This window comes from Actinobaculum sp. 352 (genome assembly GCF_003957265.1).
Classification (GTDB): domain Bacteria; phylum Actinomycetota; class Actinomycetes; order Actinomycetales; family Actinomycetaceae; genus Asp313.
On record NZ_RQSN01000015.1, the window covers coordinates 1 to 22,857 of the forward strand.

A 22,857-nucleotide genomic window follows, 5' to 3' on the forward strand; every position below is an offset into this window, starting at 1 on the left:
AATCGTCGCATTACCGGCCACCTGCAAGAGTTTCAGCCACAACTCGGCCGTCGGCTCAATATCCCCGGCCTTGACCGCTTCCAATGTTTCCCCCGCCTGACGAAGCGCCTCCTCAGCCTGTGCGATCTTCGTGTCCCGCAGGGCACCGGCCGCTTCCAACTGTGCTTGCGCGTCCGTAAGGTCCTGTCCAATCTTGACAAGCGCGTGCCCTGTGGCGCCCATCGGCACGAGAACCGCATCCTCCGGGGTGGACACTGTCACCGCCTGCACACCACGGCCCGCCGTGTCCCGCAGTACGCGGACACGGCCACCTTCCGCCGTGACCCCGTCAGCCGAGACAAGCACCGTCTCCCCTTCCGGGGCACCGTCGAATCGGACCTCAACCTTCCCGGTTTCCTCGTCCACGCCGATGACAGTGCCGGACAGTGGCGTGTCCGTCCGCCCGTCCCGACGATCCGCATCATCACTATTCCCAAGGTCCAAATGGATGCTCGGTCTTACCATTGCAGTTCCTCCACGTCGATCCGCATATCCGTTTTCGATGTTCCCGCCACCAATGGCAGCGAGTAGCCTGTGACCCGTCCCGTGACAATTTCCGTGTCGGAGATGGCCTGTATGATGTCGCCAATCTCGATCCGTGGGTCCGGACGAACTGAAATACTGCGTTTCCTGGCCGCGTTGAGTCGTTTCCGCATGTACGTGCCAGCGGCGGCCGTGACCGCCGACTGATCCTCTGCGATACTCATCTGATGGTGCTCCACAAGCCGTCCATACGATCCGGGATCATACGGGGCTTCGTCCGCCGTGGTGATCGCAATCGGTTGCACGCCGTCGGTTTCCTTCCCGTACACGATCCATTGGTTCGCACGCCGGTTCACAGACTCGCGGGGCGCCTCGATCACCACGTCACGGTAGGTGATGTCCGGGCTGCCGCCGTCACGGTGCGGGACCAGATGCAGGTAGCCATCCGCACGGATCAGCATGTCCAGGCCGTACGAGTCGCATAATTCCTGCAATGCTTCAACCCGGCTGGTACCCCACTCGAACGTGCGTGGAATACCCCGGTCCCGGGCGTGGAGTCGGATAGGCAGGCCGGGAGCGAGACGTCGAGCTTCCGAGTAGAGCGTCGCACCGGCTGGCGGGGACGACGGCCACACGGCCGGATTCTCCACGAGCCGCTGCAACAGTCCCACTGCCGTGACCTGTACGCCGCCCGTTTTTTCCGCCCACCCGGTCACCATGTACCGGCCCATGTTGACATGCCACGGCACACCGTCCGCAACCATCCGCACCGTGACGCCGAGTTCCTGCCCGTAGTTATTCAACGGGTCATATGGCGATGTTGGCGTCCAGTCGCGGGGAGCGGTGAACGTCAACTTCTCAGCTGGCATGTTCCCCGCCGACACTTCGAGCAGACTGTCCGTGTTCGGAATCGCCGTGGCGAGGACGCGGCCAGCCCGGTAGGCAACCAGTTCACAATCAACCGTCGCCGCCCACGTCGTTTCAAGGGATGGTCCGAGCCGCATAGTCCCTTCCCTTCCCGTCAGGCTGGCATTCCTGCCAGGTCATGCAGGACGTCGACAAGACTGCCCGTCGTCCACGTCCCATAGGCCTTCTCGTATTCGCCCCATGTGATCACGGGTGCCCGGCCGTGACCTACTGCGACCGTTGGGAGCTCGGTCCATTTCACTGTCCACTGCACGGCACCCGTAGGGGATACGCGGGACGATTCCACGGAATTGATGACGATGGCCCGTGGAGCGGCCATGCCGGGCACGGCACCTCCGGGCGTGAACACTTTGACTCCCGGTGCGCGTAGCAGGTCCCACAGGTCGGTGATCATGTCCGGGTCCCATGAGATGAGGCTCGCTGTGCCTGTCCGGCCGACCTTCCATGCTGGCCATGTCGCATAGCGGCCATTAACCAGCGACACGGACGACGCCCAGTCTTGTCCGTCGCCCGTGTCACGGAGCCACAGTCCGGGAATGGTCCGCCCATGCTCGTTGGTGATCAAGCCGAACCGGGCGCCTTGCCCGTCACGGGTCAAGCTGACCGGGTGACCGTCCACAACATAGTCGGTTGGGATGCCGGGGGTGGCGAGCATGTCGGACAGGTAGACGTGACCGGTCCCGCCTTCGTGTAGGGTCCGCCCGTCCCGCGTGGTGATCGTGCAATCATGCCCGTAAAACGACGGCAGCCCGGAGTGTTTCGCTACCCATGATGTGACTGTCATATGCGGCCTTTCAACGCGGCGATGATCCGTTCTTCAGATACTCCTGCGACGTAGGCGTTGAATTGTTGCCCGTCGGCGTCGAGGGAGAGTTTGGCACCGTCCAGTCCGGCGGCGATGGCCGTCGCAATGATTGACGCCGCAGTGTACGTGCCTCCCGTGGTGACTGTTGGTGTCGCGTTGACACCGCCGTCGGCGTAGGAGCGGATCAACTGGTAGCCGAACCTGGATGCAACCTCGCCGAGAATGGCCGTGGACCGGTCCCGTTTCGAGTTCGCGAGCGGTATGTAGGCTTCGCCGCCGGTTTCGGGTTCTGCCCAGACACGCCACGCTCCGGCCGGTGCGATTTGTGCAACGTGCGGTTCGGTGATGCCGCCGTCTGCGAATCGGCTCGCCCCGGCTCCGCGCAATCCCGACACTCCCGCAGCTATGTTCGCGGCGATCCCCGTCCAATTCATCTTGACGGGGACTGTTACGGGGTTCTGGTTTGCGTAGCGTTGTACTTCGTTGACTGCGCCTTTAGCGTTCGAGTTGTCACCGTTGATGATGACGCGGCCGTTCGTCTCATTGATCGTCGATTCGAGGGATGACAGTACCGTGCGGGCAGGATAATCTTTGCCGTTGATCGTGACCGTCCCCGCGCCCCTGTTGACCGAGTCAATATAGGCCGTGAGAACGTCCGCCGCCGGATAGTCATTACCCTCAATAGTCACGGTTCCTTCCGACGTGTTGACCTTCCCGATCAGTTGGGATAGTGTCATGTCGGCCGGGTACTCGTTCCCGTTAATCGTGACCGTGCCCGTCGTCTCATCAACCTGCAGGCCGAACTCCGCCAACGTCTGCTCGGCGTCGACCGTGTTCCCGTTGATGGAGATCGTGCCTTCCATCTCGTTAATGTCGGTGACGAACGTTTTCGACGTTTGCAGGGCCTCGGCAACGTCAAGATCGACTTTGGTGTGCACCTCGGACGGGATCAGGCCGAGCTTGTCAGCGAGGTCTTCCGCTTCATCCCGTGTCATTCCGGCGGCTTCGGCCGCGTTAATGAAATCGTCTCGGCACTGTTGCATGAGTGCCTGCATGTCTCGGGACGATCCACCAAGTTCTGCCTGTGCGTTGACGTTGTCCATTGCCGCGTCCCGCAGACTGAGAAGCGCGTAGGTTTCCTCAGTGGACGCGCCAGCAACACCGTCCATGGCCTCCATGGTCCGTTCGAGCTGGCTCGCATAGTCAAGCTCAGCTTTCATGGCTTTCGCTGCCGCGTTAGCCTGCTGATTCCGATAGTCGGCCAGCTCTCGAGCGGTAACAAGAGCGTCCCTGTTCGCGTCCGCGACATCATAGACGGCGTCCGCGAGTTGCTCTTCGAATCCGATCTGTATCTTCTTCTGCTCGATACCGTCCTGCACCTCGTTTGACAGGTCCTCATAGGCTTGCCGGATCTGATTGTTCCGGTCAATCGTCACCTGGAATGTTTCACCGTTTTCATCCTTCATCTCGTAGACGGCGTTACGCTGCTTGTTGATCGCTTCCGTGACACGATCATGCGCATCGCCTTCGCGTAGGATGCCGGCCGTGTACTCGGCCTGTGAGATTCCCGCTTCCTTCAGGTCGTCCAAGATACCCAATTCGGACAGTCGGGACGCGACCAGTGCCCGGGTTTGATCCGTGACAGCCGCCGTCGTGTCGTCCAACGAGTCCTTGAACGAGTCGACACGCTGCTTTGCCTCGTGGTTCTCCGACGCGAACGCGGAAATCACGGCAGACAAGCCCGTGATCGCCAAGCCAAGAGCGTTCGACATGAACGCCGTCTTCAACGCATTACCAGCAGCACGGGCCGCCGTACCCAGCCCGTACATGCCGGCCTGTATCGTCGCCACCGGCTTCGCGATACCATTAAGCTTCGCAACATGCAGTGACTCAGTGAAATCAGAGATCGCGCCCTTCGCCGTGTGGAACGCGCCTGTGAACGCCGAGCCGAGGATGTCCTGGACTTTGCCGATCTGGCCGTGGAACATGATGAACGCGGACGCCGCCGTCAGTAGCGGTGCCGGTAGTTCCGACATCCACGAGACGACGTCGGCGACAACACCCACAATCGGGGTGAGGACGTCCACAGCGGACTGTGCCGCCGGGACCAACATCTCGGCGATAGGCACGCCCGCATCCGCGATAGCGGTCGCCAAATCAGCCAACGCCGGGGCGAGCGTGCGGATCGCGTCGGATGCGAACTTCGCGAAGATCGCCGTGATCTCACCACCGGCGACGAGTAGCGGTGTGATCGCCGAAGCGACCTGTGACAGGCCGTCCCGCACTTCCGGCGTGGCCGCCGTCAGGCCGATCATCGCACCCACGACAGGGTTAATGCCAAGTCCGAGCGCGGAGAACGCTTTCCCGAGGATTGGCACGCCCGTGATGAGGCCGCCCATGGACCCGACCACTGCGCCGATCACGGGCGCGTACTGTTTCAGCGTGCCCAGCAGTCCGTCGAATTGTTGCGTGAGCGTGTAGGCGTCCATTGTGCGGATCACGGCCGCCAGCTCTTGCAGTTTCGCGTGAACTTCGTCCAAGGGCCGCTTCCACCGGGTCATGATGATCGTCATGATCGGCTCCGCCAGTGATTGCAAGGCGCGCAGGTTGTCCGCGACGTCGTTAAACCACGTGGTGAGATAGCCGCCGCCTTGCGGGTCCACGAACGGGGCAGAGATGATCGATCCGATGTCACGCCAGGCGGCTTTCACCCGGTCAGCCGCACCGACGAACGTGTCTTTCAGGTTCGCGGCCGCGTTCTCGTACTTCTCCGACATGCCCGTCGTTAAATAGTCGAGGAAGTCCTCGGCGGATATTTTCCCTGCGGAGATCATTTCACGGACTTTTTCACCGGTGATGCCCATCTGGTCACCGATGATCGTTGCCGCGTCGACGCCGCGTTGTCCGAGTTGCAGCAGGTCTTGGCCTGTGACTTTACCGGCGGCGGACACTTGGGCGAGGACGAATGCGAGATCGGCTATCTGCTGGTTTGAGCCACCGGTCGCGGCGACAGCGTCTTGGATCGCGGACAGCATCGGAATGACTTTTTCCGCTGCGACACCGAATCCGAGGAGCTGCTGCTGTGCAACGAGGAACGTGTCCCTGGCGAACGGCGAGTTCCGGGCGAAGTCGTCAAACTTGGCCAGCTGGGCGTTCGCCGCCTCAGTGGAGCCGAGCAGAGTTGTCAGCGCGGCCCGTGAGGACTGCTGTAACTGGTTATACGAGGTGCCGACTTTGAACAGGGACGTGATCATGCCACCGGTGGCGGCCACACCGGCCGTGGCAATCGTCGTGAACGCGGTCGCGGTCTTCTTCAGCCCGGATTCGGCTTTGCCGAGCGCGGAGTCAAACTTTGACGTGTCAGCGGTTAGGACGGCCTCAAGTTCACCAACAAGCATTTTCGGGGCTGTCCTTCCGTGAAGCGTGTGAGTTTTAGGTGGCGAATAGGATGTGGTGTAGGCGTGTGCCGGGACGTGCCGCGACCGCGACAATCCGCGCATACAGCCACGGCCATGTCCGGTGAAGTGTCGGGTCGTCCACGTCCACGCCGAACGTTTCGTGCAGGTCGACGCAAATATCGGCCCAATGCTCGACGATCATCTGCGGTGTGAACACGGCAACCGGCCCACCCTCGGCGGTCGCCGAGGGTGGTTCAGGGCGTAGGCTGGCCGGTGGCCGATAGTCCGGGTAGATTCCGTTCTCGTCCGGTTCCCCTACCCCGTAGGCCGCCCATTCTTCGAGCGTTTCGAGCCTTTTGGGCGCATACCGGCCTTCTCGGCGGGGATCCCGACACGGGTTTCCACCCAGTTATCTGCCGCTGACTTCCCGGCGACCCAGAACATGAACGCGTAGAAGCCCATCACGTGCAGGTCGTCGCCGTTAATACCACCGGCGATGAGCTGGTCGTAGATGGGTTTCGATAGGGCGATCTCTTCAATGTCGCGGGTTTCCGTATCGATGACGTGTTGCAGGTCCGGGTTCGTTGCCACCGCTAAGGGCGTGCCACAGGTTGGACACACGTCGCTCGGGTCACCGTCAAGTGCGGACCGGGCCAGCTGCGTGTAGATCGCCGTGAGGATAAGTCCGTCCTCTTTCGGTGGCGGTGGAATAGTGACGTCGGTGCCGTCTGGTGCGGTGATGACCAGTGGCGGGGTGAACATGCCAGACAATGACGGGGCATGGTTGGAAAGCGCGGGCACGATTTTAGACCTCCAAACGGGAACGTGGGGCTGGTGGGGGTGCGTGTGGGGTGGTGAAAGGAGACAGAAAAGCCCACCCCACACGCTGGCTTATTACTCGCCGGTGCCGGGTGTGGCTGCCGGGTTCGTGATCTTACGGCGCGGGCCTTGACCGTTCAATGTGACAGTCCAGCCGCCTAGTGAGGCGTTGTCCGTGTTCTGGCGGGCGAACGCGTTCACGGTGGCATCCAGTTCGTAGGCGTCGTTCGGGTTCGCTGTGCCCGCGGCGGGCTTGTCATAGTAGCGGACTGTCACAGTCGCCTTCGTACCGGTCGCGTCCGGTTCGTTCGCTGCGAGCAGTGCTTCCACTTCGGGCAGGTATGCGCCGTCCGCGAGACGATGGCCTTGCACGTTGAACGTGAGGGACGCGGTCTCACCGACCTTCACCGGGTGGTCTGCGCCCTTGTCATCGTAGGTGGCACCGTCCAGCTCTTTCGCGGATACGGTGGGTTGCACGGCCGAGATGAACCGGATCGGCTGCCATGAGCCATCCGTGAGCTTAATATCGACGCCGTATTCGTACGAGAATGTGTAGTCGCCGGTGGGTTGAGACATCTCTCTTTTTCCTCTTCTCTAGTTGGTTGATAGGTGGATTTCGTAGTTGTCGGTGCGTTCGTCGAGGAGCGTGTCGGGGTCCGCGCCGAGTTGAGCAGTGGACAGGTGACGGCACCGGCCGACACGGACCGTGCCGGTCCATGATTCGGCGTGGACGCCATGCAACGCGGCGGCGGCCATGTCAGCGAGGGGGTCCGCATCATATGGTGCCCGGGTGCGTATTTGCACGTAGGCGACCTGTCCCGGAAGGGACGGGTCGGGGGACAGTGTCATGTTGTACACGTTGACCGCGAACGCCGTATCCGGGGTGGCTTGGAGCCGTTTGACGAATACGGGTGGTAGTCCGTTGTCGGGTAGTGGCCGGTCGGGTCCGTCCCATGCTGCGATGTGGGCGGTCGCGAGCCGGGTTGCGACAGCGTCGATCACGTCCGTGTGGGAGATCATTTGAGCGCTTTCTGTTCCTCTGCTGCGATGAGTCGCATGAGCGTGTCATGTTCGTCTCGTAGCGGGTTTTCGAGGTATTTCGCGTTGCCTCCCTTCGGGTGACGGTAGCCGGTTTCTTCGTGTTGGCGGACCGCGTAGGGCGTGTTGAAGGAAACGACTTGTGTCATGCCCGCGTCGAGGGCGGTTGTTGCGGCGGAGCCGCGTAGGATGCCGTCACGGATCGGGGTTTGGTTGACCGCTTCGGCTTTCAAGTGTTCAGCGGCGAGTGATAGGCCGCGTATGGTCGCGGTCCTAGCGGCGGCTTGCGCGCGCTGACCGTACCACCGCATGCGGAACGTTGTAGCCATGAGACTCTCCTTAGATGAGGTGGAGTATGCGGAAGCCGGGCATGTTGAGGTTGGCCGGGTCGGCGTGGTCGATCATGATGACACGGCATTCCCGGCCGGATGGAAGTGTCACGGTTGCGCCTTCCGGCACGGTGGGAGCGTCAAGGGGGATCGCGGCCTGCGCGGTCGTGTTGGTGTGCTCACCCGTCCGCGCTGTGACCACTTGGGACCGTTCAACGACGAAACACCCTTCGATGGTGAATGGTGTGCCGCCGGTCGGGCCGCGTGGGGTTTGCACGGGGATCGTGACGGTAATCGTGTGAACACCGAAGATGGAGAGAGGGTCAAGCATGGGTTATCCGATCACTCGTATCGTGCGGGTGGACAGGCCAGCTTCTGCGAGGATGAGGAGTGCTTCCGGGCAGAGGTTCCCGGCGGCGTTGGCGCGGGCCGTGGTTTTCGTTGTGGTGTCGGCGAAGGTCATGGACCCGCCGAGGAGCGCGGCGGATGCGACGACGGTTCCGGCTTTGGACACGTTCTCATGCGGGTCAATACCGGTGGTTGTCCAGTACACGATTTGGGCTGCTTGAGCGTCGAGGACGGCTTGCCGTCGTGTCGGATCGGTGGGGGTTGGCCGTCCGGCGAGGTAGGTTCGGACGAGGACGCGGGCGGCGTGGAGTAGTCGGGGTGTGATCTCGTCGGGGTTGAGCGGGTTGCCTTCACTGGTGGCCCAGTCGGTGACTGTCTGCGTGGTGGCGTATAGGGTGGCGTCCATGGGTGTTGTCCTTCGAGTGGCGGGGTGTCTACCCTACCCGGTTCCGTCGGGTTTCCCCTCGTGCCCGCTAACCATGACGGTTACGGGTAGGGCAGACACGTCTTATTTGCCGGTCTTTTTGCCGACTGGTTTGTTGGCCGGTTTCTCCTCCACCGGTTCCGGTTCGAGGGTGGTGATCGTGTAGCCGTGCCGGGCGAAATACGCCAACAGTATCGGATCATCCGTCACCGTCTGGCCGTCCACGAAACGCGCCGTGCCAACAACGCCTTCATACCCCTCAACAGGGGCCTTGACCTGCGCCAACGTGATCACCGCACCTTAATGTTGCGGAATACGGCGGCGGCCTTCGTCGCCTTCAACGCGACGGCGACCGGGCCAAGCTCAACTTCGCCACGCTTCACCGCGCCGGACGTGGTGAAGTCAGGCAGCCACTGCCGGACCATGTTCCCGCCGTTCGTGGTCACGCCGTGGAAGCCGTCAAGGCCGACACGGTAGGCGTACAGGTCCGTGAGCCCGGTCTGCTGGGAACCGGCAACATTACGGGACTCGGTCGGGATGATCGGCTCGTTCACACCGTCCTTGTCACCGGCGTCAACGAGGAGAATCCCACCGTAGTATTCCCGTTCAATCGGACGGCCGTTCTGACCGGCCAACCCGTCCACGGGGGAACGCGTGTACGCGTTCGCGCGGCGCACGGCGGCACGGACACGCGCCAGAGAGGCCTTGTTACCCACGATCACGGTGGGAGTGCCGTCCAGTTCGGCGAGGAACTCGTCGAGCGCGTCCAACGCCTTGTATTCGGCGCGCGTGTTGGTATCGAAGTCGGTCCAGTCGGTGACTTCGGTCGCACGGAACTCGGTTGCGGAACCGGTCAACGCCTTGTCCAACCCGTCGAACCCGTACTGTTCAACGGCGGTGTCACCGTTGATGACGGCGTCCTGGAACTTCGCGTTCGCAGCCTTGATCTTCTGCTGCATGTTCAGCGTGACCGCGCCGGATGCTTCCGCGCCGAGCGTGGCGATGACACGGTCCACGTCGAAGGAGCCACCGAGGACGGCAAGATCAACCGTATATCGCTGCGTGGTCACGTTCTGCGGCTCATACTCGGTGTTCAGGGCACGGAACGCGGCCGTGGGCTGTGTGATGAGGCGACGGTACCCGTAGGTGAGTGTCGCCCCGCCAGCTGCCGGGGAAACGGCCTGGTCGAAGATCAGGGAGTCGAGGATCGCGGATCCCTTACGGAATTCGTCGATGACGGCCAAGTCCATGTCTTCCTGCGTGTTGTTCTTGGCCTCTTCAAGGGTGATAGCGGCCATGGCAGCCTATACCTCCTAAGGTTATTGTTTCGCCTTGTAGACGCGGGCGACCGCGTCGGCGAGGGATGTGGATGGTGTACGGTTTTCGCCGGTCCCGCCGGCGTGTTCTACCGTTGATGTCCCGGTGGCCGCCTGGGTGCCGGGAGAGAATTTGGGGTGTTCGGTGACGAACGTTTTGATCGCGTCGGTTAATGCTTTCGTGTCGGTCGTGTCGATGTTTGCGATGTGTCGGGTGAAGGCGGCGGAGTCGAGGAGCATGTCGACGTCCGCGATTCCGTTTCCGGCCCGCATGATTGCGATCTGGGTTTGTGCGGTCTTCGCGGTGGCCTTCTCGGTTTCGAGTTGGGCGGTGACTTCTTCGATGGTGGGTTGCTTGTTGTCGTTGGTGACGCCGAGTGCGGCGAGAATCTTTGTGAGGATGCCTTGTTCTGCTTCTTCGGCGGCTTTCGCTTTCGCGTTGACACGGTCGGCCGCGTTTTCTTTGCGGAGCTGGCCGATCATGGCGTGTAGTTCGGCGACGTCGGTGGGCAGGTTGTTGTCCGATGGTTTGGCTTCGGCCAGCTTGCCGCCTTCGGCGGGCTTGTTCTCGGCCGGTGCGGGTGCCGGTTTCGCTTCCGCCTGCTTGTTCTCGGCCGGTGTTGGCGTGGCCGCCTGCTTGGCTTCGGCCGGGGTCGGTGTGGGATCAGGCATGATCTGTTCCTTTCTTTGGTTACGTGTACACCCGGACGTCGGGTGCTACAGGTGCGGATGGTCGACGGCGCTCATAGGCCCGTCCCGGCCGTCGTACTTGTTCACGGTCCGACTGGCGGGCCAACTTCGGATAGTCATCGAGTAGGGCACGGATTTCCGACTGCCAGCGGCGGATACGCCGGTTCGTCCGCTTCCCCGTCCCGGCGAGAGATAGTTTCTCGGCGCGGATGCGCCGTTCCAGCTCGCGTTGCCGTTGCGACGCCTCATAGGTCGCATGGTCACGATGCGGGGTGACAGGTTTTGACACGCCGGGAATGTGCAGGGTGAACGTGTGCCCACAATTCGGATGGAACAGCCCGGCCTGTTTCGCGTGCTCCATCGTCCCCGCAACGGTGACGGTGGCGGTGCCGCCGAGCGGGTTATCCATGGTGTGTGTCCCCGAGGGTGTCTGCCCGGTCAACGATAGGATCGTGCCTTCCCACGGGGTGCATTTGTCGCACGAGTAGCCGTGCCCGGACACTTGGACGAGGTCATATCCGGCGGCCATCAGTTGGGCTTGGTAGCCGTATCGTTGTGCACGGGCCGCGCCCGTGCGCACGGCCATCTCCGTGTAGGCGTCAATTGTCCACCGGCGGCCGGACCGGTCACGGAACGACCGGATACCCCGACGGGTGAACTCGGCGAGAGCGTGCTCCATCGCCTCCGATTTCGTGGCCGTACCCAACGCCAGCTCGGCCACCGGTGCGGACATGATCGCATGGTAGGCGTCGAGCGTGTCCCGCAGGATGAACGTGGGCAGTGTGGTCAAGTGTCGGAGCGTGTCCAATGCGATCATCGTCAGCCCGTTGCCTGCCATGGGTGTGAGCCGACTGTTCGGATCGGCACGTGTCAGGTCAATGTTCGCTGCGGACTGGCCCTCAGCGGCGGCCTGGTCGAGCACGGCCTGCGCTTCGGCAAGCACATGGTCCCAGTTGTCAGACAGGATGCGTTCCAGTGTGGCACGGAGCCTGGCAATGTCAGCGAGTTTCGTCACGTCCCACGCTGTTGACCCTTCCCCGGACCGGACAGACTCGACGATCTTCTCGATGAGTTGGTATTCGACGAGGGTGACGAGTCGGGCGGTTCGGGCGGCGAGGATCGGGGGAAGGTCCGGGTCCACATGTCACCTTCTTTCGTCGATGTCGTGCCCGCTGTCGTGCCAGTCGTCCGGGGATGTGATCGGGGAATCCTCCGAGATACGGGCGACTTCGGCGTCCACGTCCTCTTGTGACCAGTCCGGGTGGATCATTTGCACGGCGATCTTCGTCGAGAGTAGTTCCGCGTTTTTGAGTGTGGACACGGTTTGTGCGAGCTGGGCGGACGAATCACGGGCAAGGTCGGGCCAGTCCACGCTGACCGTGTCCGGTTCAAGGCTGGCAGTGCCGAACACGGTCCGGTCAACGTCGAGGAGTTTGCGTAGCGTGGCCTGCAGTGCGGGTTTCTCCAAGCGGATTTTCCGGTTCCGTGTGGTGATCGTCGTGGCCTGGCGGGCGCGGACCTCGGTCGCGGTGATGTCCGCGTCGGTCACGTCATCCCCGAATGTGGATGCCGAGTATCGGGCGGCGCGGATGATACGGCGCATCAGGTCGGCGGCGGTTTCCGCGTGCTCGTGGACCCGGATCGCGAACTGTGACGGGTGGATTGGTAGTCCGTTGGCTCCGGCGAGACTGCCGGTGATGCCGGACAGCGGGGCGTAGATTTCCTGGTCGAGATCGAACACGCGTTCACCGTTCGCGTCCGTTTCAAGAATGTTCTCGTCAGCGAAGACGCGGGCCTTACCAAGCCGAATGTCACGCATCCACGAGTTGTAGACCTCGTCGAGTGCGTCCATGAGTGGTTCCACTCCGGAGTCAAGATCGGACCTGCCAAGGCTCGCGGCCTGTGGGATGTGTCGCCAGCGGCGTTGCGGTGTGACGTTCGGAAAGTAGGTGACGAGCAGGCCGGGGCTGATCACATCGACGATTTCCCCGTCCGTGTTGACCATGGCGGCCAGTGGTTCGGTGGCCGGATGGTCTTGCAGTGGGATCGGGTGGCCGATGTTGGTGGTGGTGCCCTGGTAGAGGGCGTGGTAGACGTGCCCGTTGCCTTGCGTGTCGAGTTCGTGGCGTTCAACGTGGCGGAGAATGCCCGTATAGTCGGAGTGGATGATGGTCCAGAAGGTGACGGCGGTTAAGTGTCCCCAGCGGAATTCGGGTAGGGCGACGTCGGCGGCGACGGTGGAGATGAAGGGACGGTCTGAGATGGCCGTGTCCCATGAGACGCGTTGGAAGCGGCCGCCGAACACTGCGCCCAGCTCTGCGCCTTCGAGGAGTCGTTCGAGTAGGCCGTCGTTGACGTATTGGCCGAGCCTGTCCTCGGTCGCCTGGTGGTCGGAGGTGATGGTTGGCGGGTCGGCGTAGAGCAAGTCCGCTGACGTGGTGCACAGGTCGGTGGCGACGGGCACGTGCACGTCGGGCCGGGACGGGCGGCGTGCCTGGTCGTTGTTGTTCCTGCCCCAGAAGAAGCGGGATGCGAAACCTGCGATGCCGGTGCGGCGGGCGGGTTTGCGGGTGTTGGTCTGGTCAGCGTAGATCGCGTGCAGACTGTCCGTGTCGCCTTTCCACCATGCTTCCCACCGGTTCATGTCGTCGAGGACGGGCCTCCAGTCGCGGGGTGGCCATTCGGTGTTGGTTGCGGGTAGCGGCATTATTTCTCCCGGTGGTGTGTGGTGACGTGGCGTCGCCATGTGCGTTCGGTGGTGGCGATGGCGTAGCGGAGTGCGTCGAGTGAGTGGTCGTCTTTTTTCAAGGGCCGGTCTTCACCGGCGGCTTGGGCTTTCGGGTCCCACGTGTAGCCGGTGATTTCTTTGATGACGCCTTGGCATCGGTCGGAGATTTTCAGCCAGCCGGATTTGAGGCCGTTGGCGACGAGTCGGATCCCGTCGGTCACCGGATTGTAGGCGTCGAGGATGGGTGGTGCGCCGTCTTGGCGCATTTGCACTTTGAGTGACGCGGCGGCCGGGTCGATGATCGTGTAGGCCGGTTGTAGGTCCTCTTGGTTTGGTGTGTGCTCGGTGTTGTGGAGCCAGTTGAGGATCGCGCGGGATTGTTCCGCGTCGGTCCACGCGGTCTGTCCACGGTTGGTGTCGTCGAGTCGCCATTCGTCGACGGCGTAGAGCCGGTGGTCCTCGCCGAGGCCGAGGAGTATGGCGGATGTCGGGTTTTGGGTGCCGTAGTCGATGCCGAGGCAGATCATGTTGGTGATGCGGGGTAGATCATCCCATGGGATGACGTGTTTGGCGGGGTCCCACATGTCGTAGATTGCGCCTTCGGCGGCGGCCCATTCGCCGAGGATGAATCGGCGGTACCAGAGTCCCGTGTATTCGCGTTTGATGGAGTCCTTGTACTCGTCGGATAGTGACGGGTTGTCGTCGAGCGTGAAATGGTAGTAGCGCCAGTTCGGGTGTTGGTCGAGTCGGTCTAAGTATTCCGTTTTGAGCCAGTGGGATGGAGAGTCGGGGTTAGTGGTGCCGAGTAGGATCGCGCCGGGTGGGGACATGCGGGCGAACATTTGCTTGATGAAGTTTTCGGGTAGGACCGTGAGTTCGTCGCCCATGGCGGCGGCGATGGTCATGCCTCGGATGCGTGATTCTGCCCGGTTGTCGTTCGCGCCGATAATGTCAACTTTCCGGCCGAGGATGGTCGCGGTGGGTGCGCCTTGCCGGTAGGTGACGAAGGGTGCGATGAAGGCGAACGTGTCTTCGTTTTCGATGGGTGCGAAAATGTTCCGGTAGATCGTGTCGGTTGATTTGCCGAAGATGACGAAGTTGCCGCCTTTGGGCGGGTCGGCCATGATCGTTGCCCAGCGGAGAATGAATATATAGGTTTTCCCGGAGCGGACGGAGCCGTCGAGGATGTTGACCCGGCCGTCACTCTTCGCTAGTGCCAGTGCTTGTTTCAGGGATAGTTTCGTCGGCAGGTTCAGTTTCATCGTAGCCGTCCACTACCTCCTTCACGCTGGTGAGGAAGCCGGTGAGGGCTTCCCGCATTTTCTGGGTTGAGTCGTCAGTTTCGACGCGTTCGTAGAGTCCGAGGAGCCGGGCCCGGTGGTCCATGATCCGCAGCGCCGTGTTCACGGCCGCCGGGTCACCACGGGACGCCAGGTCATAGGTTGCGGCTTGCAGGTCGTCGAGTCGGTCTAGTTCGAGGGTGCGTAGCGCGTCAGCTTCTTCTTTCGGAATGTTCGCGAGTTCGGTTCGGACGGCTTTGTGGGCAGATGCGACGGACTTGTATCCGATTTCTTGGGCGATGTCCCGATAGTTCCAGCCGGCGCGGCGGAGTTCGAGGGCGCGGCGGCGTTTTTCAGCGGCGGTGGCGAGCCGGTTGGTTTCATTGCCCATGATGTTCGCTTTCTGGTCGGGCTGATCCCCCACGCTTGGGTTGGCGTGGGGGATGTGGGGTTATCGTCCGCGGATGCGGTTGATGATGCGTCGGACGATGTTCGGGGGAGACGGGGATGATGTTCCGCCGATGAAGGATGCGGCGCGGCGTGCGGTCGTCGCGGCGCGTGCTCCGAGGTTTGTGAGGGCGCGGCGCATGGTCACCTCCTTTCGGTGGGTTGGTGGTTGGGTGTGGTTGTGCCCCACCGGGCCGGGTTGGCGGGGTGGGGCACTTGCTGGGTGGCGGGGGTGGGGGTTATTGGTTGGAGAGTATGTGGTCGACGATGCGGCCGTCGAGGTATTTGTCTCCGTGGTCGATCAGGTCCCATTTGCGGAGAAATTTTTCTTTTTCTTCGCGGCTGGGGAAGCATACGGCGATCCAGTATTCGGAGTCGGTGGCTTGGCGGAATCTGTTTTCTTCGGCTTTGGCGCGGTCTCGGTAGGATTGTTCGAGGGCGGAGAGTTCGCGGGCGGAGTCGGTTTCGAGGTTGTCGGTGTATTCGACATTGGCGAGTGGGTCGACTGGTTTTTGGCGGCGGCCGGTTGGTGGGGTTCGGGGTGCGGGAGTGCGCCGGGTGGTGGGTGCGGTCCGGTTTTTCGGGGTTGGGGGTTTGCGGGCCATTATGAGTTCTCCTTTGTCATCATGTTATGGCGGAATATTTCGAGTTCGGCGAGGGGGAACCAGTCGAGGACGCGCTGGTAGTCAGCCGGTGCGTGTTCCCGGAGTGGGCCGAGGAATCGGTAGTCGAGTCCATCGAAGGACCGGCCGAACCACTCATAGTCGACGGGCAGGCTTATCCCATGCCGGTTGATGATGTCGAGGACTTCGGCTTTGAGGTAGTCCGCGATGGGGGATACTTTCCGGGTGGCTGGTTTCATGACGCCGTGTCGGACGAATGAGGCGCGGCGGACGATGGAGTCGGCGGCGCGTACCCCGTCCGCGATCCACGTGTCCTCTTCGAGGCCGAGGTCCTGTCGGATGAGATACCAGAGTGTCTCATAGTCTGGGGTTGGGAATTGTGCGGCCTCGATGAGCGCGAGGCGCTCCGGCGGTTGGAATACGAAGTTGTTGAGTGCGCGGAAAATGAAGGGATGCGGATATCGGTGGATTCTTTTGCCGAGTTTGTCTTCGAGCATGGCGATGTCATCCTCGAGGAAGTCGAGGAGTCGGCCTTCCCGGTCCGGTGGGACGGGGTACATGTAGGCGAGGACGGTTTCCACGCCGGCTTCGGCTAGTGCGAGTTCGCAGGCGATTGCGTCTTTGCCGAGGGACATGGAGACGCAGACGGGCCGGTTTTCTGCTTTGAGTTGGGCGATGATCTCGGCGCTGGTCGGTTGGCCTTTGATTATGGTCGGCATGGGCGATTCCCCCTCTCACCACTAATATTTTCTGTCATGCTCCGAGTATATACATTATCGGAACTGTTGTCAAGTGGTGATTATGTGCATGTATACTAGCGAGTATGAGTACTCTTGATGATCTTCGCGAGGTCGCCGCGGCGGTCGCTGAGCTGGAAGCGGTCATTGCCCGTCGGAATCTGCTCATCGTGCAGGCCCGAGACGAGGGGCTGCCGTGGGATGCGATCTCGGAGGCGTGCGGGCTGGCCCGCCAGTCGGCGTATAACGCGTACCAGCGGGGAATCGCGATCCGTGCGACACGCGCCCTTCGCGAGGCGACGGGAGACTGATCACCATCCTTCGGTGTAGTGGTTTTCCGGTTCGAGCGATACGGTGATCCTGTTGTCAGCGTCCGGGGTTGCCGTGATCTGCCATGCGAGGTGATTTCCTTGATCGACAGTCACGATTAGTTCGTTGGAGTCTCCGGGGATGGTTACGTCTGCGGATGCGGTGCACGTGTCGCCGACTGCAGCGCCAGCGAACTGCTCCGGGATCGTGGCTTGTGCGAGGATCGTGTCGTCGCGTGCGGCCACTGTAATATCAACGTCGATCAAGAACGTGCACGTGGCACTTCCGGTCTCGCGGAAGAAGAACGCGTAAAGGCCACTGTCCGGGGTTAGTGGATCGTCGGTGAGTGTGACGGTTATCTGCTGTGGTGCGGTGGTGGTCGCTTTGATCGTGGTTTCCGTGGCCGTCGTGGCGGGTAACGTCGGCGTGGTGCTCGTTGTGTCGCTTGTGCCGCATGCTGTGAGCATGGCGGCGGCGAATAGGGCGGTGAGACGTGTAATCCCCGCCCGGTAGTGTCTCTGCAACAGTGCGCCACTCATGATAGTAGTAACTGTGTCCGGGCGGGGATTTTGGGTACACTTCGAACCCGAAAATAGTATGCATGATTTCAGCGTGCGCTGCAAGGCGTTGTCACGTCGGCGTGTCATCGTGGTGTCTCCTCCTGAGTGTCTGCCGGTAGTCTACCGGGTTTTATTGGGATGTGTGCGGTGTGCACGTAGCGGACGCCGTCGATACGGATCGGTGTGAGATGGCCGCGTTGTATCCATGAGTACACCGTGGCTTTGGGGATACCGAGTCGGGGAAGGGCTGTGATGGGAATGAGCGTGTTGGTGTCTCGGGCGGCTTGTAGGGCGTGCCCGTAGGCGTCTTGCCAGGATTGTTCCGTGTACGCGGTGCCGCACGTGTGGCACAGCTCCCAATCGGTGAACCCGTCGTCGAAGGGGTAGCGGACTAGCCGGGTGCCATCGTTTGGGCAGGATCGGCCGGATGGTGCGGGGTCTTGTCCGGCGAGGTGTAGGGCGATGGAGTGGACGCGGCGTATCTCGCCGACGGAGGCGTCCCACGTGTCAGAGTCGAGGGCACGGTACGCATGCTCGGTGTGGTCTGCTAGCCAGTCGCACGCATGCCGTGGCCCGTCTGGTCGGGATCCAATCCCTTCGTAGCCGAGTTTTTCAGCCCATTCGTCGGCGATTTCGGCGAGGATTTCCCGGCATCCGTCCGCCGTGCGCACCTGCCCGGTTTCCCAGTCGTCCGTGATCGCGTCGAGTCCGTGGGGCAGGCTGCCGGGTAGCGGGGTGCCGCCGGTCGCGGGCCGTGGGGACCTGATGCCGATCAGGTCGTCTGGGGCCGGGACTTGAGAGAGTAGGTCGGCGATGGTGTCGAGGATGAGCCGGGCTTGCCGGTCGGGCGTGATCTGGTTGGTCATGTGTGCTCCGGGTTTGGTTGGAATCCTGCGGCCTGTCGGGGTTCCAGTTTGTCGCAGGTTTCCTCGGTGTCGTCGTATTGGTCGGTGTCGATGGTGATAGTGATTCTCACTGCTGGCCGTCCTCCGGGTTGGCTAGGGCTAGTAGTACGTCTGCGTGGCATGGCTGGTCGGGCGGGCAGTAGCAGGCCAGGTCGTGCCCGCCCAGCTCGGCACGGATACGCCCAATGCTCGGCGGGACGCGATACAAGGTTGGGTCGTAGTCGAGACGCACGACGCCGTTGAGCCAGCCGGTGTACCATTCGACGGCTTGGGCGGCGTCCCGGATGGTGGGACGGGCTTTGTCGCCGCGTGCGTGGGATTGGTAGGGCATGTGTTGGCCGATTATGGCGGGGTTGCCCCAGCGTGTGGGGCGGCCGACGTACCGGGCGGGCTTCCCGCAACCGCAACCACAGAGAGGCATCTTCCATCCCTTCTCGCGGCGGCGCTGCACGCGTTTCGGCGTGTAGGTCATAGTGCTAATGACTCCTTGAGGTAGCGTTCGACGTCGTCTAGCGCGGCCTTGTAACCGTCCTTGTAGGAGCCCGGCCCATCGTCTCTGAGATAGTGCGCCTCATGTCGTAGCTCGTTGAGGACAGTCCGAATGTGCTTGGGGAGTGTTTGGCCGCGCAGTCCCTCGATCTGCTCAGATATTCCGAGTATGGCCCCTGTCAGTGCCGAGGTCTGCGCTGTCGCCGTGCTTACATGTTGGGTGGCGTCGCGCAGCAGCGCTGCAAGGTCGGGGCTAGCTTGGTCGTCCTCGCCGGTGTCGGTTGGCTCGTAGATATCGGCGAAGGCGGTTTCCGTGTAGAGTCGGAGCGTGTAGTTCTCGTCCAGGACAAGCCAGTCGCCGGGCAAGATAGCTTTATGTTTGCGATGGGAGCTTATGAGTATGACGTGTTCGAGGACCACGTATTCGATTTCTTCGTCGGCCTCGGCAGTGTCAAGCCATGCGGTGGTTTCGGGGATGCTCTTATGTTGGATTGCTTCAACGTAGCGGGTTCGTGTTTGGAATCGTGTCATGATGTATGTCCTTTCGCGGGATTGATAGGTTTAGAAGGGTGGCATGTCGTTGAGCGCGCTCTGCTGAGCGGTGCCGTCCTGTGGCGGGGCCGCCCACGGGTCATAATCCGAACCACCCTGCGGCGCGTTATAGGTCGCCTGCCCGCCATAGCCGCCAGCCGACTGCTGCGTGTTGTACCCGCCATGATTCCCGGATAGTTTCGTGACCTGTGCCCGGGCGTAGCGCAGCGCCGGGCCGATCTCGTCCACGGCCAGCTCTAGCGAGGTGCGCTGCTGCCCGTTGTGCTCATACGAGCGGACCGTGAGCTTCCCGGTGACGATGACCCGCGTCCCCTTCGTCAGGGTTTCGGCGACGTTCTCGCCGTATTCGCGCCACACCGAGCAGCGGACGAACATGGCTTCGCCGTATTCCCACTGGTTCGACTGGCGGTTGAGGGTACGTGGCGTGGAGGCGACCGTGAAGTTCGCGACGGGGATCCCCGCCTGTGTGAAGCGGAGTTCGGGGTCGCCGGTCAGGTTGCCGATGATCGTGATGTTCGGTTCGTTTGCCATGGTTTATTTCGCTTTCTGCCGTGATTTCGCGGCGATGTGTTGACGGATCGGACTGGTGTCTGGAAGTGCCGCGAAGGCGTCAGCCATCGCGGTTGGGTGTTCTCTGCGGGATTGTTCGATTCGGGCACGTTCTCGGTCTCGTGCTTCACGCTCGGCACGTCGTTCGGCGTCCCGTCGAGCGTTGGCGGCGGCGTTGATGTCGGCGACGGATGCCAGCCCGGGCGGTGTGTCGCCCGTTGGCCATGCTTGGCGTAGCCAGCGGGAGAACGCGGCGTCCCAGTCGACGTAGCGTTTCCCGGCCGCTTGTGCCCAGTCACGGAACTTCTCGGCTTCGAGGAAGCAGGAGACGCCTTGACGGTCTGCGAGGGTGGCGTGGTCGGGTGTGGGGTTCCAGTCTGCCGGGAGTGGGCATGGTTTTCGTTTGGTAGGCGGTGGGGTTGTGTGTGTGGATGGGTCTGGTGTCGTGTCGGCGTCGTCAAGGGAGACCACAGAGGGTTTATATTCTCTTCTCTTCTCTTCTCTTCTGGTATTACGGTTCGTATTACTAGCCGTAATACGGTTCGTATTACTCGACGTATTACGTTCCGTATTTTTCCAGCGTGCGGCGACGGCTTTTTTGCCGCGCTGGGACGCCTTCTCGAGGTCAGCGGCGGACGGTTGATGTTCCAGAAAGTCGTGTATTTCCGCCATTCCGCCGGGGTGGTTGATCCACAAGCCAACCTCGAACAGTGCGGTGATCGCTTCCTCGCGTCGGACGCGTGCCAGGCGTTTGATGACATCGACGGGGAAGAGTCCGTCGGTGCGGGATTCGTGCGCGTAGCAGATGGACTCTATCCACGCTTCGCGCGCTTCACGTACTACATCTAGTACTACGTCTTGTAATACGTCGGGTAATACATCTGGTAGTACGTCGGGTAACACGTCGGTGAGGTAGCGTTCGACCTGGAACCATTTAAAGTTCCGCATGAATGCGACGTCGAATCGGACGTATAGGCGCGTGTCTCGGCTCATCATGTCCCCTTCTTTTTGTTCGTGTGGTTGCTGTGGCCCGTACCGGCGGGACACGGGCCACAGCGGATGAAGGATTTAGTAGATATTGATTACGGGCGCGGTGCCGTAGTAGAACGAGATATCCGCCGCGATATTGTCAAGACCGTTCTCAATGGTTTCGCAGATTGATCGGAACTCGTCACGCTTCGTTTCGCGCACGTCGTCAATCAGCAGCTTCATGAGCAACGTCTTGTCCTTGATCGTGAAGAACCATCGGGCGTACATCATCCGCAGTTGGCCGTGCTCGAAAATCTGCGTTCGGAAAGTGATCTGCTCGGGCAGGCTCGACTGTCCCGCGACCTGCTTCTCACCGATCGTTTCGATGTAGGAGATCGACCGTTCCCCGTTCTGCACGTTCTCCACAGACGTGAAATCCACGTTCTTCGTCGCCTGGAACGTCATAGCGTGCTGCAGCATTTTCGCTGCGGACGGGGTCACGAACTCTGAGTAGTGATCGACGATGAAATCGCCGAGCTGGGCTTGCCGCACGTACTCACGGTCTAATGCTTCCCATTCTTTCCATGTGTCCGTGTGAATGAGTTGTAGGGAGACTCTATGCTGGCGGAGTCCGCGACTGTCGCCGTCGTAGGCGTCAATGATAGCCGTGACCTTCCCGTGTTCCACGTCCGCCCATATTTCAGTGCCGTCCATCGCATGCGTGGCCAGGTAGTCGACGAACGACTGTGGGGAGTGCACGGCGAGACTGCCATGCTTCGCTTTCTCCCGGACCTGCTTCTTCTCGTAGCTGTCAATATTGGTTTTCAGTTCATGCGTGTCGACGAGGCGGACCTGCCCGTTCTCATCGGTGACAGCATAGGCCGCGTCCAAGTCGAGCTTTTGTGCTGCAACGGCACGGTTCGCCAGACCGTGAATCGTCTCCACAAGGTTCTGGCCGGGTTCGACCGTGACCTCGTTCTTGTCGTAGTGGTATTCCATTAGTCGTCCTTTCCGGTATCTTCTACATCGTCCGAGTTCGTCATATCCCGGTTAAAAAACACGGTCTGCCCGGGCGGGTTCTCGGACAGGCTCCCACCGTTGTCAGGGTCGACGAATCGGATCGACGACGACCGTGGCAGTTTCGGTGGGGACACTTTCAGATCGGTTTTGATCTTCACAGCGGCGATCCCCTCGTCCACCTTGTCCAGGGTGACCGTGAGGACCATCTTCCCGGTCTTCCCGATCCGCATGACCGCTTGAGCGAGGTCACGTAATGCTTCGGAGCAATCTTGATCGAGAATGCCATCCTCAGCAGTAGCAAGGAAGGCGGAGAAATCGTGCGTGATGAGGTCGTCAACCTCACCGGTCGCGGGGTTCACGTTCATTCAGGGTCTCCTTTAATGATGTCGATGGTTACGGTGTGGGTGCCCTTTTCAGCGAGCCGGTCGGACCGCCGATAGTCGGGGCCGTGCACATAGTTCGAGTTGTCGTCGGGCCATATGCCAGCGTCCGTGAGGCCGTCAATAATGGCCTTGACGGTTGGTTCCGCGTTCGCCGGGTCAGCGGTACGACGTGTCGGGTATCCGATCCGTGCGATGACACGGACCGGGAACTCGGCCGGGCGGTCTAGTTTTGTGACACGTGCCCGAATGGTTGCCGTGTCGCGAAGGAATCGGACACGGCGGGCTTTCTCCGCCCAATGCAAGCGTTGATTGGACGTGATCCACATGGGATCGGGCACGGTGATCGTCAACGAGGCGGCCATCAGTATCTCCTTTCGGTTATCGGACTCGGGCCGGTCAGGTTGCCGGGCACGGTCACATGCAACATGACGTCGATGTGCCGTCCCGGTTCGTGTGTCACGGTCGCCGTTGAACGTCCCGGCCGCGACACGATTGCGAGATTGCGGTCCCGTGCGATAGCGATGGTTCGTTCGATGGCTTCCTCGCGCAGGTCAGCGACGATGGCGTCATAGTCCACGATTGGATAGCGGACTCGCAGGGTCGCGTTCGTCTTGGTCATGCCATCACCCGCCACACGTGAGTGATGACTGCCATTCCACCGATCACGGGCGCGAACACACAGACAAGGAC

General features: G+C 61.5%; 32 protein-coding genes. 1 reads left to right on the forward strand and 31 read right to left on the reverse strand.

Annotated elements, in window-relative coordinates; translation table 11 throughout:
* The 21 genes from EKN07_RS11545 to EKN07_RS11635 all read right to left on the reverse strand — a co-directional run.
* Nucleotides 1–504 (reverse strand): hypothetical protein (locus EKN07_RS11545; RefSeq protein ID WP_164546669.1); only part of this gene is annotated, 504 nt, incomplete at its 3' end.
* Complete coding sequence (locus EKN07_RS11550) at nucleotides 498–1,526, reverse strand: hypothetical protein (RefSeq protein ID WP_126146455.1); 1,029 nt, start codon at nucleotides 1,524–1,526, stop codon at nucleotides 498–500. The genes EKN07_RS11545 and EKN07_RS11550, both read right to left, overlap by 7 nt.
* Before the next feature lie 17 nt (nucleotides 1,527–1,543).
* Nucleotides 1,544–2,233 (reverse strand): hypothetical protein, encoded by a 690-nt coding sequence (locus EKN07_RS11555; protein WP_126146456.1) that lies wholly within the window; start codon nucleotides 2,231–2,233, stop codon nucleotides 1,544–1,546.
* Entirely contained in the window at nucleotides 2,230–5,652 is a 3,423-nt protein-coding gene (locus EKN07_RS11560; RefSeq protein WP_164546670.1) for a tape measure protein, read from the reverse strand. The genes EKN07_RS11555 and EKN07_RS11560 overlap by 4 nt, the downstream gene beginning before the upstream one ends.
* 34 nt (nucleotides 5,653–5,686) lie before the next feature.
* A complete protein-coding gene (locus EKN07_RS12660) occupies nucleotides 5,687–5,869 on the reverse strand; it encodes a hypothetical protein (RefSeq protein ID WP_164546671.1) in 183 nt (60 codons plus the stop codon).
* A 98-nt stretch (nucleotides 5,870–5,967) separates the two neighbouring features.
* Nucleotides 5,968–6,453: a hypothetical protein gene (locus tag EKN07_RS11565; protein ID WP_126146458.1), complete on the reverse strand. Its 486-nt coding sequence runs from the start codon at nucleotides 6,451–6,453 to the stop codon at nucleotides 5,968–5,970.
* A 93-nt stretch (nucleotides 6,454–6,546) separates the two neighbouring features.
* Nucleotides 6,547–7,047: a hypothetical protein gene (locus tag EKN07_RS11570; RefSeq protein ID WP_126146459.1), complete on the reverse strand. Its 501-nt coding sequence runs from the start codon at nucleotides 7,045–7,047 to the stop codon at nucleotides 6,547–6,549.
* An 18-nt stretch (nucleotides 7,048–7,065) separates the two neighbouring features.
* Nucleotides 7,066–7,491 carry a hypothetical protein gene (locus tag EKN07_RS11575; RefSeq protein ID WP_126146460.1) on the reverse strand — a complete coding sequence of 142 codons (426 nt, stop codon included), beginning with the start codon at nucleotides 7,489–7,491 and terminating at the stop codon, nucleotides 7,066–7,068.
* A complete protein-coding gene (locus EKN07_RS11580) occupies nucleotides 7,488–7,838 on the reverse strand; it encodes a hypothetical protein (protein ID WP_126146461.1) in 351 nt (116 codons plus the stop codon). The genes EKN07_RS11575 and EKN07_RS11580 overlap by 4 nt, the downstream gene beginning before the upstream one ends.
* A gap of 10 nt (nucleotides 7,839–7,848) precedes the next feature.
* Nucleotides 7,849–8,169: a hypothetical protein gene (locus EKN07_RS11585; protein WP_126146462.1), complete on the reverse strand. Its 321-nt coding sequence runs from the start codon at nucleotides 8,167–8,169 to the stop codon at nucleotides 7,849–7,851.
* Nucleotides 8,170–8,172: 3 nt separating this feature from the next.
* Complete coding sequence (locus EKN07_RS11590; RefSeq protein ID WP_126146463.1) at nucleotides 8,173–8,592, reverse strand: hypothetical protein; 420 nt, start codon at nucleotides 8,590–8,592, stop codon at nucleotides 8,173–8,175.
* 102 nt (nucleotides 8,593–8,694) lie between these two features.
* A complete protein-coding gene (locus tag EKN07_RS11595; RefSeq protein WP_126146464.1) occupies nucleotides 8,695–8,904 on the reverse strand; it encodes a hypothetical protein in 210 nt (69 codons plus the stop codon).
* Entirely contained in the window at nucleotides 8,901–9,908 is a 1,008-nt protein-coding gene (locus EKN07_RS11600) for a major capsid protein (RefSeq protein ID WP_126146465.1), read from the reverse strand. Before EKN07_RS11600 ends, EKN07_RS11595 begins: the two co-directional genes overlap by 4 nt.
* Before the next feature lie 21 nt (nucleotides 9,909–9,929).
* Entirely contained in the window at nucleotides 9,930–10,598 is a 669-nt protein-coding gene (locus tag EKN07_RS11605) for a hypothetical protein (protein ID WP_126146466.1), read from the reverse strand.
* A 19-nt stretch (nucleotides 10,599–10,617) separates the two neighbouring features.
* Nucleotides 10,618–11,757 (reverse strand): phage minor capsid protein, encoded by a 1,140-nt coding sequence (locus EKN07_RS11610; protein ID WP_126146467.1) that lies wholly within the window; start codon nucleotides 11,755–11,757, stop codon nucleotides 10,618–10,620.
* Nucleotides 11,758–11,760: 3 nt separating this feature from the next.
* Entirely contained in the window at nucleotides 11,761–13,323 is a 1,563-nt protein-coding gene (locus tag EKN07_RS11615) for a phage portal protein (protein WP_206435726.1), read from the reverse strand.
* Nucleotides 13,323–14,606, reverse strand: a complete 1,284-nt coding sequence (locus EKN07_RS11620) for a PBSX family phage terminase large subunit (RefSeq protein ID WP_126146469.1) — start codon at nucleotides 14,604–14,606, stop codon at nucleotides 13,323–13,325. Before EKN07_RS11620 ends, EKN07_RS11615 begins: the two co-directional genes overlap by 1 nt.
* On the reverse strand, nucleotides 14,545–15,015 hold the full coding sequence (locus EKN07_RS11625) for a hypothetical protein (RefSeq protein ID WP_126146470.1): 471 nt from the start codon (nucleotides 15,013–15,015) through the stop codon (nucleotides 14,545–14,547). The genes EKN07_RS11620 and EKN07_RS11625 overlap by 62 nt, the downstream gene beginning before the upstream one ends.
* A gap of 60 nt (nucleotides 15,016–15,075) precedes the next feature.
* Entirely contained in the window at nucleotides 15,076–15,213 is a 138-nt protein-coding gene (locus EKN07_RS12665) for a hypothetical protein (protein ID WP_164546672.1), read from the reverse strand.
* Between the two features lie 97 nt (nucleotides 15,214–15,310).
* Nucleotides 15,311–15,676, reverse strand: coding sequence for a hypothetical protein (locus EKN07_RS11630; protein ID WP_126146471.1), 366 nt, complete (start codon nucleotides 15,674–15,676; stop codon nucleotides 15,311–15,313).
* The gene (locus tag EKN07_RS11635; RefSeq protein ID WP_126146472.1) at nucleotides 15,676–16,413 is read right to left on the reverse strand and encodes a phosphoadenosine phosphosulfate reductase; all 738 of its coding nucleotides are present in this window, start codon (nucleotides 16,411–16,413) and stop codon (nucleotides 15,676–15,678) included. Before EKN07_RS11635 ends, EKN07_RS11630 begins: the two co-directional genes overlap by 1 nt.
* 104 nt (nucleotides 16,414–16,517) lie before the next feature.
* Here EKN07_RS11635 and EKN07_RS11640 point away from each other — a divergent pair, with 104 nt between their 5' ends.
* Nucleotides 16,518–16,742 carry a hypothetical protein gene (locus tag EKN07_RS11640; protein WP_126146473.1) on the forward strand — a complete coding sequence of 75 codons (225 nt, stop codon included), beginning with the start codon at nucleotides 16,518–16,520 and terminating at the stop codon, nucleotides 16,740–16,742.
* On the opposite strand, the gene EKN07_RS11645 is transcribed toward EKN07_RS11640, so the two are convergent.
* The 10 genes from EKN07_RS11645 to EKN07_RS11690 all read right to left on the reverse strand — a co-directional run bounded on the left by EKN07_RS11645 (nucleotide 16,743) and on the right by EKN07_RS11690 (nucleotide 22,786).
* Nucleotides 16,743–17,279, reverse strand: a complete 537-nt coding sequence (locus tag EKN07_RS11645; RefSeq protein ID WP_126146474.1) for a hypothetical protein — start codon at nucleotides 17,277–17,279, stop codon at nucleotides 16,743–16,745.
* A 104-nt stretch (nucleotides 17,280–17,383) separates the two neighbouring features.
* Nucleotides 17,384–18,166, reverse strand: a complete 783-nt coding sequence (locus EKN07_RS11650) for a helix-turn-helix domain-containing protein (RefSeq protein ID WP_126146475.1) — start codon at nucleotides 18,164–18,166, stop codon at nucleotides 17,384–17,386.
* A 106-nt stretch (nucleotides 18,167–18,272) separates the two neighbouring features.
* The gene (locus EKN07_RS11655; RefSeq protein WP_126146476.1) at nucleotides 18,273–18,677 is read right to left on the reverse strand and encodes a DUF4326 domain-containing protein; all 405 of its coding nucleotides are present in this window, start codon (nucleotides 18,675–18,677) and stop codon (nucleotides 18,273–18,275) included.
* On the reverse strand, nucleotides 18,674–19,225 hold the full coding sequence (locus tag EKN07_RS11660; protein ID WP_126146477.1) for a hypothetical protein: 552 nt from the start codon (nucleotides 19,223–19,225) through the stop codon (nucleotides 18,674–18,676). The genes EKN07_RS11655 and EKN07_RS11660 overlap by 4 nt, the downstream gene beginning before the upstream one ends.
* A 30-nt stretch (nucleotides 19,226–19,255) precedes the next feature.
* Complete coding sequence (locus EKN07_RS11665; protein ID WP_126146478.1) at nucleotides 19,256–19,777, reverse strand: single-stranded DNA-binding protein; 522 nt, start codon at nucleotides 19,775–19,777, stop codon at nucleotides 19,256–19,258.
* Between the two features lie 3 nt (nucleotides 19,778–19,780).
* Nucleotides 19,781–20,791, reverse strand: coding sequence for a hypothetical protein (locus EKN07_RS11670; protein WP_126146479.1), 1,011 nt, complete (start codon nucleotides 20,789–20,791; stop codon nucleotides 19,781–19,783).
* 72 nt (nucleotides 20,792–20,863) lie between these two features.
* Nucleotides 20,864–21,763 (reverse strand): DUF2303 family protein, encoded by a 900-nt coding sequence (locus tag EKN07_RS11675; RefSeq protein ID WP_126146480.1) that lies wholly within the window; start codon nucleotides 21,761–21,763, stop codon nucleotides 20,864–20,866.
* Entirely contained in the window at nucleotides 21,763–22,149 is a 387-nt protein-coding gene (locus EKN07_RS11680; protein WP_126146481.1) for a hypothetical protein, read from the reverse strand. Before EKN07_RS11680 ends, EKN07_RS11675 begins: the two co-directional genes overlap by 1 nt.
* Nucleotides 22,146–22,529, reverse strand: a complete 384-nt coding sequence (locus tag EKN07_RS11685) for a hypothetical protein (protein ID WP_126146482.1) — start codon at nucleotides 22,527–22,529, stop codon at nucleotides 22,146–22,148. Before EKN07_RS11685 ends, EKN07_RS11680 begins: the two co-directional genes overlap by 4 nt.
* Nucleotides 22,529–22,786, reverse strand: a complete 258-nt coding sequence (locus EKN07_RS11690; RefSeq protein WP_126146483.1) for a hypothetical protein — start codon at nucleotides 22,784–22,786, stop codon at nucleotides 22,529–22,531. The genes EKN07_RS11685 and EKN07_RS11690 overlap by 1 nt, the downstream gene beginning before the upstream one ends.
* Nucleotides 22,787–22,857 lie beyond the last annotated feature (71 nt).